Source organism: Streptomyces rubradiris, from assembly GCF_016860525.1.
GTDB lineage: Bacteria > Actinomycetota > Actinomycetes > Streptomycetales > Streptomycetaceae > Streptomyces > Streptomyces rubradiris.
Window position 1 is genome coordinate 434,635 of sequence record NZ_BNEA01000001.1, and the last position, 13,264, is coordinate 447,898.

At 72.4% G+C, this 13,264-nt stretch carries 13 protein-coding genes; 8 read left to right on the forward strand and 5 right to left on the reverse strand.

All coding sequences use genetic code 11. The features are described 5' to 3' along the window. Positions 1-107 precede the first annotated feature (107 nt). The 4 genes from Srubr_RS02115 to Srubr_RS02130 are packed head-to-tail and all read left to right on the forward strand — an operon-like array spanning position 108 to position 4,289. On the forward strand, positions 108-1,424 hold the full coding sequence (locus Srubr_RS02115) for an ABC transporter substrate-binding protein (RefSeq protein ID WP_189993084.1): 1,317 nt from the start codon (positions 108-110) through the stop codon (positions 1,422-1,424). Continuing rightward, positions 1,421-2,359: a carbohydrate ABC transporter permease gene (locus Srubr_RS02120; protein WP_189993086.1), complete on the forward strand. Its 939-nt coding sequence runs from the start codon at positions 1,421-1,423 to the stop codon at positions 2,357-2,359. The genes Srubr_RS02115 and Srubr_RS02120 overlap by 4 nt, the downstream gene beginning before the upstream one ends. Then, the gene (locus Srubr_RS02125) at positions 2,356-3,261 is read left to right on the forward strand and encodes a carbohydrate ABC transporter permease (protein WP_189993088.1); all 906 of its coding nucleotides are present in this window, start codon (positions 2,356-2,358) and stop codon (positions 3,259-3,261) included. Before Srubr_RS02120 ends, Srubr_RS02125 begins: the two co-directional genes overlap by 4 nt. Next, positions 3,258-4,289 (forward strand): LacI family DNA-binding transcriptional regulator, encoded by a 1,032-nt coding sequence (locus tag Srubr_RS02130; RefSeq protein ID WP_189993090.1) that lies wholly within the window; start codon positions 3,258-3,260, stop codon positions 4,287-4,289. Before Srubr_RS02125 ends, Srubr_RS02130 begins: the two co-directional genes overlap by 4 nt. Before the next feature lie 117 nt (positions 4,290-4,406). Here Srubr_RS02130 and Srubr_RS02135 read toward each other — a convergent pair whose 3' ends face one another. Continuing rightward, positions 4,407-5,090 carry a response regulator gene (locus tag Srubr_RS02135; protein ID WP_189993092.1) on the reverse strand — a complete coding sequence of 228 codons (684 nt, stop codon included), beginning with the start codon at positions 5,088-5,090 and terminating at the stop codon, positions 4,407-4,409. Then, on the reverse strand, positions 5,087-5,959 hold the full coding sequence (locus Srubr_RS02140) for a sensor histidine kinase (protein ID WP_189993094.1): 873 nt from the start codon (positions 5,957-5,959) through the stop codon (positions 5,087-5,089). Before Srubr_RS02140 ends, Srubr_RS02135 begins: the two co-directional genes overlap by 4 nt. A 140-nt stretch (positions 5,960-6,099) precedes the next feature. Between Srubr_RS02140 and Srubr_RS02145 the strand changes: the two genes are divergently transcribed. The 4 genes from Srubr_RS02145 (at position 6,100) to Srubr_RS02160 (ending at position 10,119) form a co-directional block, all read left to right on the forward strand. Continuing rightward, complete coding sequence (locus Srubr_RS02145; RefSeq protein ID WP_189993096.1) at positions 6,100-6,807, forward strand: ABC transporter ATP-binding protein; 708 nt, start codon at positions 6,100-6,102, stop codon at positions 6,805-6,807. After that, positions 6,804-9,113 carry an ABC transporter permease gene (locus tag Srubr_RS02150; RefSeq protein ID WP_189993098.1) on the forward strand — a complete coding sequence of 770 codons (2,310 nt, stop codon included), beginning with the start codon at positions 6,804-6,806 and terminating at the stop codon, positions 9,111-9,113. The genes Srubr_RS02145 and Srubr_RS02150 overlap by 4 nt, the downstream gene beginning before the upstream one ends. A 183-nt stretch (positions 9,114-9,296) precedes the next feature. Next, positions 9,297-9,647 carry a VOC family protein gene (locus Srubr_RS02155; RefSeq protein ID WP_189993100.1) on the forward strand — a complete coding sequence of 117 codons (351 nt, stop codon included), beginning with the start codon at positions 9,297-9,299 and terminating at the stop codon, positions 9,645-9,647. Positions 9,648-9,720: 73 nt separating this feature from the next. Next, positions 9,721-10,119 (forward strand): MarR family winged helix-turn-helix transcriptional regulator, encoded by a 399-nt coding sequence (locus tag Srubr_RS02160; protein ID WP_189993102.1) that lies wholly within the window; start codon positions 9,721-9,723, stop codon positions 10,117-10,119. 80 nt (positions 10,120-10,199) lie between these two features. On the opposite strand, the gene Srubr_RS02165 is transcribed toward Srubr_RS02160, so the two are convergent. The 3 genes from Srubr_RS02165 to Srubr_RS02175 form a co-directional block, all read right to left on the reverse strand. Then, positions 10,200-10,598: an SseB family protein gene (locus Srubr_RS02165; RefSeq protein WP_189993104.1), complete on the reverse strand. Its 399-nt coding sequence runs from the start codon at positions 10,596-10,598 to the stop codon at positions 10,200-10,202. A gap of 220 nt (positions 10,599-10,818) precedes the next feature. Beyond that, positions 10,819-12,324 carry a purine-cytosine permease family protein gene (locus Srubr_RS02170; protein WP_229926589.1) on the reverse strand — a complete coding sequence of 502 codons (1,506 nt, stop codon included), beginning with the start codon at positions 12,322-12,324 and terminating at the stop codon, positions 10,819-10,821. A 61-nt stretch (positions 12,325-12,385) separates the two neighbouring features. Then, on the reverse strand, positions 12,386-13,243 hold the full coding sequence (locus Srubr_RS02175; protein ID WP_308445499.1) for a helix-turn-helix domain-containing protein: 858 nt from the start codon (positions 13,241-13,243) through the stop codon (positions 12,386-12,388). Positions 13,244-13,264: the final 21 nt, after the last annotated feature.

A 13,264-nucleotide genomic window follows, 5' to 3' on the forward strand; every position in this document is an offset into this window, starting at 1 on the left:
GAAGCATGGCAGGGGTTCCCGGCAGGCGGGCGCCCGGGTCATGTGAGCGTGCACAACCGCACGACAGGTCCCCGCAGCGGGCGGGGGCCCGGGTCAGGGGAGAAACCATGCCGCACACGAAGCGCCGTCGCCTCGTGACATCCGCCGTCGCCGTGTCGCTCGGCGCCACCGCCCTCGCCGCCTGCGGGTCCGGGGACGACAGCAAGGCCGAGTCGGGTCCCGTGTCGCTGACGTACTGGACCTGGACACCCGGCATGGACAAGGTCGTCGACCTGTGGAACAAGGGGCCGGGGAAGAAGGAGCGGATCACCGTCACGGTGAAGAAGCAGGCGTCCGGCGACACGCTGGTCACCAAGATCCTCACCGCGCACAAGGCGAAGAAGGCCCCCGACCTGGTGCAGGCCGAGTACCAGGCGCTGCCGACCCTGGTCAGCAACGACGCCCTGGCCGATGTGTCCGAGGAGGTCGAGGGCGTCAAGGAGAAGTTCGCCGAGGGCGTCTGGCAGCAGACCACGCTCGGCACGGACGCCGTCTACGCGGTGCCGCAGGACATCGGCCCGATGATGTTCTACTACCGCGAGGACCTGTTCAAGGAGTACGGCCTCAAGGTCCCCACCACCTGGGAGCAGTTCGCCGAGACCGCCCGCGAACTGAAGAAGAAGGCTCCCGGCAAGGACCTGACCACCTTCTCCGCCAACGACTCCGGTCTCTTCGCGGGCCTCGCCCAGCAGGCCGGCGCCAAGTGGTGGAGCGCCTCCGGCGACAAGTGGAAGGTCGGCATCGACGACGCGGCCACCCGGAAGGTCGCCGAGTTCTGGGGCGGTCTGGTCAAGGAGGGCGTCATCGACAACCAGCCGATGTACACCCCGTCCTGGAACAAGGCGTTGAACACGGGCAAGCAGATCGCCTGGATCAGCGCCGTGTGGGCGCCCGGCACGCTGAACACGGCGGCGCCGGACACCAAGGGCAAGTGGGCCATGGCCCCGCTCCCCCAGTGGTCGGCGGATCAGGACGTCACCGGCAGCTGGGGCGGCTCCTCCACGGCCGTCACCACCGACTCGGCGCACCAGGAGGCCGCCGCCAAGTTCGCGGTCTGGCTGAACACCGACCACGACGCCCTGAACGCGCTGGCGAAGGAGGGCGGCATCTACCCGGCGTCCACCTCCGCCCAGCTCAGCGGCGCCTTCTCCAACCCGCCGGCGTACTTCTCCAACCAGCCGGACTTCTACACCAAGGCCGCCGGCATAGCGAAGACCACCGCGCCCGCCTCCTGGGGCCCGAACGTGAACGTCGCCTACACGTCCTTCAAGGACGCGTTCGGCGCCGCCGCCAAGAACAAGTCGGACTTCGCCGCCGCCCTGAAGAAGATGCAGGACGACACGGTCGCCGACATGGAGAAGCAGGGCTTCGGGGTTTCCCGGTGAGCAGCCCGACCAGCCGGAGGGGGTACGGGGTCAAGGCGGCCCCCTACACCTTCCTCCTCCCCGCCACGATCCTGTTCGCCCTCTTCTTCGCGCTGCCCATCGGCTACGCGGTGTGGCTCAGCTTCCGCAAGGTGCGCGTCTTGGGGCTCGGCCTGGGCTCGGGCGCCCGGCTGGAGGTCTGGGCCGGCTTCGAGAACTACCGCGCGGCCTTCCAGGACAGCGAGCTGCTGCACGGCGCGCTGCGCGTGCTCGGCTACGGCTGCCTCGTCGTCCCGGTGATGCTCGGCCTCGCCCTGCTGTTCGCGCTGATGCTGGACTCCGAGAAGGTGCGGCTCGCCCCGTTCACCCGGCTCGCCATCTTCCTGCCGTACGCCATCCCCGGCGTGGTGGCCGCGCTGCTGTGGGGCTTTCTGTACCTGCCGGACGTCAGCCCGTTCTACTTCGTGCTCGACAAGCTGGGCCTGCCGCAGCCGGACCTGCTGGACGGCGGTCCGCTCTACCTCGCCCTGTCGAACATCGCGGTCTGGGGCGGCACCGGCTTCAACATGATCGTCATCTACACCTCGCTCAGGTCGATCCCGGCCGAGGTGTACGAGGCGGCACGGCTGGACGGCGCCACCCCGCTGCAGATCGCGCTGCGGATCAAGATCCCGATGGTGGCGCCCTCGCTGGTGCTGACCTTCTTCTTCTCGATCATCGCGACGCTCCAGGTGTTCAGCGAGCCGATGACCCTGAAGCCGCTCACCAACTCGGTCGACACGACCTGGAGTCCGCTGATGAAGGTGTACCAGGACGCCTTCGGCCGCAACGACATGTACTCGGCGGCGGCCGAGGCGACGCTGATCGCCGTGGTCACGCTGCTGCTGTCGTTCGGGTTCCTGCGGGCCTCCAACCGCCGTGACAAGCAGGACGTGAGTCAAGGAGGGGCGCGATGAGTGCTCTCGCCGTCCAGAAGGCGGCCCCGGCCGCCGGCACCACTCCGGGTACGGCGCGGCGCCCTCCGCTGCGGCGCCGGATCGCGCTGGTGCCGACGGTCACTCTGCTGCTCGGCGCGGTCTACACCCTGCTGCCGGTCGCCTGGGTGGTGATCGCGTCCACCAAGTCCGGGTCCGAGCTGTTCTCCACGTTCACCTTCCTTCCCGGCACCGGCTTCGCCGACAACATCAGGGATCTCGACGCCTACCGGGGCGGGGTGTACTGGACGTGGATGGGCAACTCCGCGCTGTACGCCGGTCTGGGCGCCCTGCTGTCCACCGCCGTGTCGGCGTTCAGCGGCTACGCGCTCGCCACGTACCGCTTCCGGGGCCGCGAGACGATGTTCAACGTGCTGCTCGCGGGCGTGCTGATGCCGCCGGTGATCCTCGCGATCCCGCAGTACCTGCTGCTGGCGAAGGCCGACCTCACGGACTCCTACCTGTCCGTGCTGCTGCCGCAGATCCTCTCCCCGTACGGGGTCTACCTGGCCCGGATCTACGCGGCCGCCGCCGTGCCGGCCGACGTGGTGGAGGCCGGGCGGATGGACGGGGCGAGCGAGTGGCGGATCTTCACCCGGATCGCGCTGCCGATGATGATCCCCGGCATGGTGACGGTGTTCCTGTTCCAGTTCGTCGCGGTCTGGAACAACTTCCTGCTGCCGTACATCATGCTCAGCGACGACGAGAAGTTCCCGCTGACGCTGGGCCTGCACACGCTGCTGGAGCAGGGGGCGAACACGCCCGCGCTGTACACGCTGGTGATCACCGGCGCGTTCCTCGCGGTGCTTCCGCTGGTCGCGCTGTTCCTGGTCATCCAGCGGTTCTGGAGCCTGGATCTGCTGTCCGGGGCCGTAAAGTCATGACCATGAGCAACACGGGGGGCCGGCGCAGGGCACCGACGATCCACGATGTGGCGCGCGAGGCGGGGGTCTCGCGCGGCACGGTCTCGCGGGTGCTCAACGGCGGGCACTATGTGAGCCCCGCCGCCCAGGAGGCGGTCAACGCCGCCATCCGCAAGACCGGGTACGTCGTGAACCGGCACGCCCGTTCGCTGATAACGGGGCGTTCGGACTCGGTCGGCTTCCTGCTGACCGAGCCGCAGGAGCGGTTCTTCGAGGACCCGAACTTCAACGTCCTGCTGCGCGGCTGCACCCAGGCGCTGGCCGCGCACGACATCCCGCTGCTGCTGATGCTGGCGGGCACGCGGGACGAACGGCGCCGGATCACGCGGTACATCACCGCCGGGCACGTCGACGGGGTGCTGCTGGTCTCCAGCCACTCCGGCGACCCGGTCGCCGAGGAGCTGCGCGCGGCGGGGGTACCGCTGGTCGCCTGCGGGAAGCCGATCGGCCTCGGTTCGAAGGTGAGTTACGTCGCCGCCGACGACCGGGACGGCGCCCGGGACATGGTGCGGCACCTGCTGTCACTGGGGCGGCGCCGGATCGGCGTGGTCACCGGACCGCCGGACACGCCGGGCGGTGTGGAGCGGCTCGCCGGGTACCGGGAGGTGCTCGCCGAGGCGGGCCTTCCGGCCGACGAGCGGCTCGTCGTCTCCGGCGACTACAGCCGGGCGAGCGGTGAGGCGGGCGCGGAACGACTGCTGGAGCGGGCGCCGGACATGGACGCCGTGTTCGTCGCCTCCGACCTGATGGCGCAGGGCGTGCTGACGGCCCTGCACCGGGCCGGGAAGCGGGTGCCGGAGGACATCGCCGTGGGCGGTTTCGACGACTCCCCGGCGGCGACCGCCGCCACTCCGGCGCTCACCACCATCCGGCAGCCGTGGGACCGGATCAGCAGCGAGATGGTGCGGGTGCTGCTCGCCCAGCTGGGCGGTGAGGAGCCGGCGGCGGTGATCCTGCCCACGGAGCTGGTGCGGCGCGAGTCCGCGTGAGCGGTGGGCCGAGGCGCCCGGGGAAGTGCCGGGTTCCGTCGTCGGGCGGCTGCTGCTCCGTCGTGGCCGGCCGCGCGGTTCCCCGCGCCCCTTCGGGGCGCCTGTCCGGGGGCGTTTTCACCTTGTCCCCGGTCTCACCAGGCCCGTCTCGTACGCGATGACCACCGCCTGGGCGCGGTCGCGCAGGCCGAGTTTGGCGAAGATGCGGGCCACGTGGGACTTGACCGTGGCCTCGCTGAGGGTCAGTTCGGCGGCCAGTTCCGTGTTGGACAGGCCCCGGCCCATCAGGGTGAGCACTTCCCGCTCGCGCGGGGTGAGCGCTGCCAGATCGGTGGGGACGTCCGTGGCCGTCCGGCCGGCCTCGGCCGCGTACCGCTCCACCAGGCGCCGGGTGATCTGCGGGGCCAGCAGGGCGTCGCCGGTGCCGACGAGCCGTACGGCCGCCGCCAGGTGCTCCGGGGTGACGTCCTTGAGCAGGAAGCCGCTGGCCCCGAGGGACAGTGCCGCGTACACGTACCGGTCCAGGTCGAAGGTGGTCAGCATGAGCACCCGGCAGCCGGGTGTCTCGGCCAGGATGCGCCGGGTGGCCTCCAGTCCGTCCATGACCGGCATGCGGATGTCCATCAGGACGACGTCGGGCCTGAGTTCGCGGACCGCGGCGACCGCCTCGGCCCCGTCGGCGGCCTCGCCCGCCACCTCGATGCCCCGGGCGGTGAGGATCAGCCGGAAGCCGGTCCGGATCAGCGTCTGGTCGTCGGCGATCAGGACGCGGGGCGCCCGCTCGGGCGCGTCCGGGGTCACGGCCGGTCCAGGGGTATGCGGGCGCGCACCCGGAAGCCGCCGCCGAGTCTGCGCCGGGCGTCCAGCTCACCGCCGTAGACGGCGACCCGTTCCCGCAGGCCGAGCAGACCGCGTCCGGTGCCCTCGCCGTGCGGTCGCGCGGCGGGAGGCGGGCTGCCGCCGCCCGTGGCGGACGGCGCGGTGCCGGTGAGCACGCTGGGGCCGGTGCTGAGGATTTCGACGCGCAGAGCGTGGCCGGCGTAGCGCACGGTCACCCGGGCCGTGCCGCCGTCGCCGTGCCGGAGCGCGTTGGTCAGGGCCTCCTGGATGATGCGGTAGGCGGTCACGTCGACGCCCTGCGGCAGCGGGCAGGGCTCGCCCGAGACGTGGACCTCCACGGGCAGCCCGGCGAACGATATCCGGTCCACCAGCGGGCCGAGCCGGTCCAGGCCCGGCTGCGGGGCGAGCGGCGCGTCCACCGCCTGGGCGCCCGGTCCCGGGTCGCCGTCCGTGCCGTCCGGTGCGGGCGCCAGCAGGCCCAGCAGGTGTCTCAGTTCGGTCATGGCGCCCCGGCCCGCGTCCTCCACGGCGCGCAGCGCGGTCGCCGCCTCGTCCGGCATGGTGCCGAGTACCTCGCGGGCGGCGCTCGCCTGGACGACCATCAGGCTGACGTTGTGGCTGACGATGTCGTGCAACTCCCTGGCGATCCGGTCCCGTTCGGCCGCGATGGCGGCCTCGGCGGCGCTCTCCCGCTCCCGCTCCAGCAGCCAGCCCCGCTCGCCGACCGCCGCCCGCCAGCGGCGCCGGGTGCGCGCCAGCGCCACGGCCAGCCCCAGGACGGCCGCGCACGCCACCGCGAGCGCCGCCGTCAGCACCTCGTACTCCCCCATGGCCACCACTGTCGCAGACACCACTGACATCCGCATCGGCCTGGGGATACAGCGCACTGCATCCCCGGGATGAGTCCCGCGGCCGAGTGCCATCCGGGGAGGGATGCCCGCGGTGCGGGCCCGCGTCTAGCGTCCTGACCATGGTCACCGAGGAGAGAACGGAAGACGCCGTCGTACAGCTCGACGGGGTGCGCAAGGAGTACGGCGAGACGGTCGCGCTCGACGGGGTGTCGCTGGAGATCCGGGCCGGGGAGGCGGTCGCGGTGATGGGACCGTCGGGGTGCGGCAAGTCCACGCTGCTCAACATGATCGCCGGACTGGACCGGCCGTCGGCCGGGCGGATCGTCGTGCACGGCGAGAACGTAGGGGAGCTGAGCGAGAAGGGGCTGGCACTGTACCGGCGGCACCGGATCGGGATGATCTTCCAGTTCTTCAACCTCGTCGACGACCTGTCGGCGCTGGACAACGTGGCGCTGGCGGCCCAGTTGACGGGCACACCGGCCCGGCAGGCCCGGCGGCGGGCGCTGGAGCTGTTCGAGGAGCTGGGGATCGCGGACCGGCGCAACGCCTATCCGGCGGTGCTCAGCGGCGGTGAGCGGCAACGGGTGGCGGTGGCGCGGGCGTTGATGAACCGGCCCGCGCTGCTGCTGGCCGACGAGCCGACCGGCGCGCTGGACAGCCGGGCCGGGGAGCAGGTGATGGACCTGCTGATCGACCTGAACCAGATCGGCCAGACCCTGGTCATCGTCACCCACGACGAGCGGCTCGCGCAGCGTTGCGCGAGCCGTCTGGTGCTGCTGGCCGACGGCCGGGTGGCCGGCGGGCACACCCTGGAGCGGTCCGCGTGAGGGCCGTGTGGCAGGCCGCGCGGGCGGCCGTGCGCCGGCGGCGGGTGCAGACGCTGGTGATCTGGCTGGTCACGCTGGTGTCGACGGGCTCGACGGTGGTGGCGCTGGGGCTGGTCGACGCGGCGTCGGCGCCGTTCGACCGCGCCTTCGAGAAGCTGCACGGGCCGCACGTCGTGGCCGCCTTCGACAGCGGCAAGGTGTCGGACGCCCGACTGACGCGCGCGGCCCGGCGGCCGGAAGTGGAGTCGGTGGCGGGGCCGTTCGCCCGGGCGACGGTCAGTATGCCGCGCGGTGCGGGGGACTTCGGGCTCGGCGGTGAGATCACGGTGGTGGGCCGCCCCGGTCCCGGCGGGCCGGTGGACCGGATGGATGTGTGGGCGGGCCGCTGGCCCACCCGGCCGGGCGAGGTGATCCTGAACCGGCAGCCCGACTGGACCGCCGACGACCTCGGCAAGACGCTCCAGGTGCCGTCGGGCCCGCGGCTCACCGTCGTCGGGTTCGCCTTCGACCTGAGTCACACGGCGGACGCCTGGGTCGCCCCGGAGCAGATCGAAGCGCTGCACCCGGCCGGGCGGCAGATGCTGTTCCGGTTCCGGGACGCGGTGACGGAGCAGGAACTGCGCGCGGGACTGGCCGAGGTGACGCGGGAGTTGCCGCCGGGCTCGCTCGCCGGGTCGCAGACGTACCTGGCGCTCAAGCACCGGATCGGCGGCAACGCGCGCGCGTACGCGCCGTATCTGATGGCGTTCGGGGTGCTCGGCGTCCTGGTGGCGGTGCTGATCGTCGCGAACGTGGTCGGCGGGGCCGTGGTCTCCGGGTTCCGGCACATCGGCATCCTGAAGGCACTGGGCTTCACCCCGGGGCAGGTCCTGGGCGTCTATCTGACGATGATCTCCGTGCCTGCGGTCCTGGGCTGTGGCCTGGGCACGGTGGCCGGCAATCTGCTGGCGGAGCCGTTCCTGGACTTCGTGTTCTCCGGGCCGGCCTCGGGAGTGCTGCACGACACCCTGGGAATCCCGCTCTGGGTGAACCTGATGGCCCTGCTCGGCATGCCCCTGGTCTGTGTGCTCGCCGCGCTCGGCCCGTCGGTGCGGGCGCGGCGGCTGCCGGCGGCGCGGGCCATCAGCGCGGGCAGCGCGCCCCGGGCCGGACGGGCGCTCGGTCTTCAGCGGCGTCTGGCGGGGGTCCGGCTGCCCCGCTCGGTGAGCCTCGGCGCCGGGCTCCCGTTCGCCCGGCCCGCGCGCAGCGGGCTCACGCTGGCCGCCGTGGTCCTCGGGGTGACGACGGTGACCTTCGCGACCGGCCTGGCGGCGACGCTGAACAGTTACGGGAACGGCGGTGAGCGCACCTATGACGTCACCGTCTACGTAGGGGAGCACCGGCACGGCAAGGAGGTACGGCCGGTCCACGGCGACCGTGAACTCCAGGCGCTGCTGGGGTCGTTGCCGGGCGCGCGTCATGTCACGGCGCGGTCGGACGACGAGGTGCTCCTCGTGGGCAGTACGAACGTGGTGATGTTCGAGGGGCGGCGCGGCGGCCGGTCCCTGGACACCATGCTCGTGAAGGGCCGTTGGATGAGCCGGCCGGGGGAGGTGGTGGCCGGGTCGCCGTTCCTGCGCCGCAACGAGGTGCGGCTCGGGGACCGGTTGCGGCTGCGCAAGGACGGCCGCGAGGAGCAGGTGACCGTCGTGGGCGAGACGCTGGACACCGACGACCGGCTGGTCATCGGCGACTGGCCGACGGTGACCGCGCTGATGCCGGCGGTGCGGCCCATCGCGTACCACGTGAAGCTCGGCGAGGGCGTGGACCAGGAGGCGTACGCCCGTGCGGTCCGGGCCGCCGATCGGGGGCTGTCCGTCCAGTTGAGCGGGGCGAACAGCGTCACCGGCACCATTGTCGGCTCCGCGACCGCGCTGACCCTGATGCTGGCCCTGGTCGCCTCCCTCGGTGTCTTCAACACCGCCGTGCTCAACACCCACGACCGGCGCCGTGACCTCGGCATGCTGAAGTCGATCGGGATGACCCCGCGCCAGGTGACGGTGATGACGGTGACGTCGATGGCGGTGCTCGGCGTGCTGGGGTCGCTCCTGGGGGTCCCGCTGGGCATCGCCGCCCACCGGGTGGTGGTGCCGCGCATGGGGGCCGGGCTGGACATCACGTTGCCGGATTCCATGATGGCTGTCTGGCATCCGCCTCTCCTGGCCGTCCTCGGGCTCGCCGGGGTGATGATCGCCGTCGTGGGGGCGCTGGTGCCCGCGCGCCGGGCGGCCCGGCTCACCGTGGCCGAGGTGCTGCGCAACGAGTGAACGCCGCGACCGGCCGGGGCAGGCACCACCGCACTGCGCGGGCCGGCGGCCGGGTACGGCAACCGGTCAGGATCGGAGAAGCCGTGGTGGGCTCGCCCGGCCTAGCGTGGGGGCACCGACGAGAAATCCGTCGGTGCCCCGGCCCCGTGCGGCCGGGCACCGCTGTGTGAAGGAGTGGGCATCATGGCCGCAGGCCTGCAGACGATCATCTACCCGGTGAAGGACCTGGACCGCGCCAAGGCCCTGTTCGGCGCGCTGCTGGGCGTGGAGCCGTACGCGGACGAGCCGTTCTACGTGGGCTACAAGGCCGCCGGCCAGGACGTCGGGCTGGATCCGAGCGGGCACGCCAAGGGCATGACCGGGCCGGTGCCGTACTGGCACGTGACGGATCTGCGGGAGCGGCTCACGGCGCTGCTGGCGGCGGGCGCCGAGCTGCTCCAGGACGCGCAGGACGTCGGCGGCGGCCGGCTGATCGCGTTCGTGAAGGACCCCGACGGCAACCACCTGGGGCTGCTCCAGGACCCGTCGGCCTGAGCCCGGAGGGACCGCCCGCCCCGGCGCTGGTTGCACGCTCAACGAGTGGCCGGGACGGTGCTACGGTGCGGTTATGGCAGTCGAAACGGCCGAGACCCGGCTGGAGGAACGCTGGCGGGACATCCTCGCCGTGCACGCGCGCACGATGTGCGAGATCGACCGCGTCCTGCACCCGTACGGGCTCGGCGCCAGCGACTTCGAGGTGCTGGATCTGCTGGCCACGGAGCCGCCCGGGCAGGGTGAGCAGTGCCGGGTGCAGAACCTGGTCGGCCGGGTCCACCTCAGCCAGAGCGCGCTGTCCCGGCTGATCGGCCGGCTGGAGAAGGACGGCCTGGTGGAACGCTCGGTGTGCGCGGAGGACCGGCGCGGGGTGTGGGTCGCGCTCACCCCCAAGGGTCGCGCCCTGCACGCCGAGGTACTGCCGCTCCACCGGGCGGTGCTGCGGCGCATGCTGGCCGGGCAGGAACTTTAGGGCGACACGACCGCGGGCGCCGCCGGGGGCGGTGCCCCGGCAGCGCCCGCGCAAGGTGGTGGTGGTCTGCGGATACGCGCTCAGCGGACCAGCAGTGTGCGGACCCCCTGTGACGTGAGCGTCAGGGCGTGGGAGGAACTGCCGTCGATGGCGAGGGACAGGTTCTCGTCGGGCCACTGCGCGGCGAGCGCGCCGAGCGGGATCAGACGGTAGCGCGAGACGAAGGGCAGCAGATCGGTCATCTCGCCCTCCGTGGTGAACACCGGGACGACCGCGTCGCCGCCGGGCTGTTCCAGGACGGGCAGGGCCACGGTGGTGGCATCGGCGCCCTCTCCGTCCAGCGCGTCGTCCGGCACCGGGACGAGTACGTCGCTGTGGGCGAGGGTGTCCAGGGCGGCCTGGTCCTCGGCGTTCACGGTCAGCGCGTCCAGTGCCTGCTGGGCCGGCGTCGGCGAGTCGGCGTGTGCGGGTGTCTCCATGGCTGGTCCCCAGGTTCGGCGGTCGTACGGGCTGCCGGGACGGCTCGGCGCCCCGGGCGTGCTCCCGCCTCGCGTACCCGGTGGGGTGCGGGGCATGCGTACGCGGCACATGTGGATCCCTGGCACATGGATTGCCGGAATGGTGGGTCCCTCGCACATGGATTGCCGGGCACAGTCCGTCTTGTCAGGTGAGAGTCGTCGGTCGGCGGATCCAGGGGACTCACGGGCGCCGCGCTTCCTCGCGGGCCGGGCCGGGTGTTCGCGCCTCCTGGTGCCGTATCCGGGCCCTGCCCGTCGACAGCGTGCCGAGGAAGGCGAGGACCAGGGCGACGAGGACGCCCAGGTTGGCGTACGCCCAGGGGCCGGTCCGGCCGCCCAGGCCGAGCGGCGTCAGCAGGTAGCCCTGCCAGCTCAGCCAGTGCGCGGCGGTGTTGGTGACCAGTCCCCAGCCGACGGCGGTGGCGGCGAGGGTGACACACAGCGGGAGGAGGGGCACGTCGCCGTAGCGGCCCTGCGGGCGGTACAGGTCGGCTTCGTCGTAGTCGCGGCGGCGCAGTGCCAGGTCGGCGAGCATGACGCCGGCCCAGGCCGCGACGGGCACGCCGAGTGTGGTGAGGAAACCCATGAACTGGCCGAGGAAGTCGTCGGCGAAGAACACGATGTAGACCGAGCCGGCGATCATCAGAACGCCGTCGAGAAGGGCGGCCAGGTAGCGCGGTGCCCGCAGCCCGGCCGAGAGCAGGGCCAGGCCGGAGGAGTAGATGTCCAGGACGGCGCCGCCGACCAGGCCGAGGACGGCGACCACGGCGAACGGCACCAGGAACCAGGACGGCAGGAGGGTGGCCAGCGCGCCGATCGGGTCGGCCGCGATCGCCTGGCTCAGCTCCGGGGCGGATCCGGCCAGCAGCAGGCCGAAGACCAGCAGCACCAGCGGGGCCAGACAGGCGCCGAACGTGGTCCAGCCGATGACCGCCCGGCTGGAGGAGTCCCGGGGCAGATAGCGGGAGTAGTCGGCGGCGGCGTTGACCCAGCCGAGGCCGAAGCCGGTCATCATGAACACCAGCGCGCCGATGAACCGCTGGGCGGAACCGGCCGGGAGGGCGTCGACCGTGCTCCAGTGGATCCGGTCGGCGACGAGGATGACGTAGACGATCGTGAGGACGCCCGTGACCAGGGTGATCCAGGTCTGCAGCCGCATGATCAGGTCGAAGCCCATGACTCCGCCGACGACGGTCAGCGCGGCCACCACCAGCAGGGCGGCGGCCTTGGTCCCGGTGCCGCCGTCCCAGCCGAGGGCACCGAGGACGGTGCCGGTGGCCATCGTGGCGAGCGAGGCGAGGACGGTCTCCCAGCCGACGGTGAGCACCCAGGACACGACGGCCGGCAGCCGGTTGCCGCGCACGCCGTACGCGGCCCGGCTGAGCACCATGGTCGGTGCCGAGCCGCGCTTGCCGGCGACCGCGACGAAGCCGCAGAGCAGGAACGAGACGACGATGCCGAGCGCGCCGGCGGCGAGGGCCTGCGGGAAGGAGATGCCGAAGCCGAACGCGAACGCGCCGTAGCCGAGGCCGAGGACGGAGACGTTGGCCCCGAACCAGGGCCAGAACAGGGTGCGCGGGCTGCCCTTGCGTTCCGGGTCCTCGATCACGTCGAGGCCGTGCGTCTCCACCCGTAGCGGGTGGCCGGCGGACGCCCCGTCCGGGATGTCGTGCGGATGGGCCGTCACCGAGCCTCCTGCCCTGCCTGTCCTGATGTGCGCGTCACGCTAGGTCGGGTGCGGAGGGCGGTCAAGGCGTCTGGTGGAGCGCCGCGGCCCAGGCGGTGGGGGCGAGGCCGGTCCGGCACCGGAAGAAGGTGGTGAAGTTGCCGGCGTCGGCGAAGCCGAGGCGGTGTGCGCAGGTGCCGACCGGCAGCCCGCTGTGGGCGAGCAGCCGCTTCGCTTCGAGCAGGATGCGCTGGTCGAGGAAGGTCTTGGCGCCGTGTCCGGTGGCGGCGCGGGTGGCGCGGGTCAGGGTCCGCACGTCGTAGCCGAGTGCCCGCGCGTAGTCGGCCACGCGGTGCCGGTGGGGGAAGTGTTCCTCGACCTCGGCCCGGTAGGCGTGGAAGATCTCCTGTTGCCGGCCGGCGGGCGCGCCGGGGGCGGGCGGCGCGGATGTCCCGGGAAGGACGCGCAGGAGCAGGGCCGCCAGCAGATGGGAGAGCACCGCGGAGGAGGCCAGGCGCGGGCAGCGCACCGCCGCCCGGTGCTCTTGGCCGAGGTGGTCGGCGGCCGGCGCAGCGAGCCGGAGGATCTCGGGCGGCAGGCGCCGGCAGGTGGGTGAGGTGACCGCGCGGGCTTCGAGGGCGGGGTCGGGCAGGAAGCCGGGCTGGAAGAGGACCAGGGGGCCGTCCAGGTGCTCGACGTCGCTCCAGCGGTGCACCGTGCCCGGCCTGATCCACACGACGCTGCCCTCGTGCAGTTCGTGGTGGCGGAAGTCCGCTTCGTGCGCGCCGCTTCCCCCGGTGATCAGGGCGAGGACGTGGAAGTCGGGCCGTTGCAGCCGGGTGCGGCGCCGTTCGGTGTCGGTCTCGCGCAGCGCGGCGAAGCTGAGCACCTCCACGCCGTAGGCGGCTCCGACCGGGGGGAGGTAGCGCAGTTGCCGCACGGCAGGGTGTCCGTTTTCCAC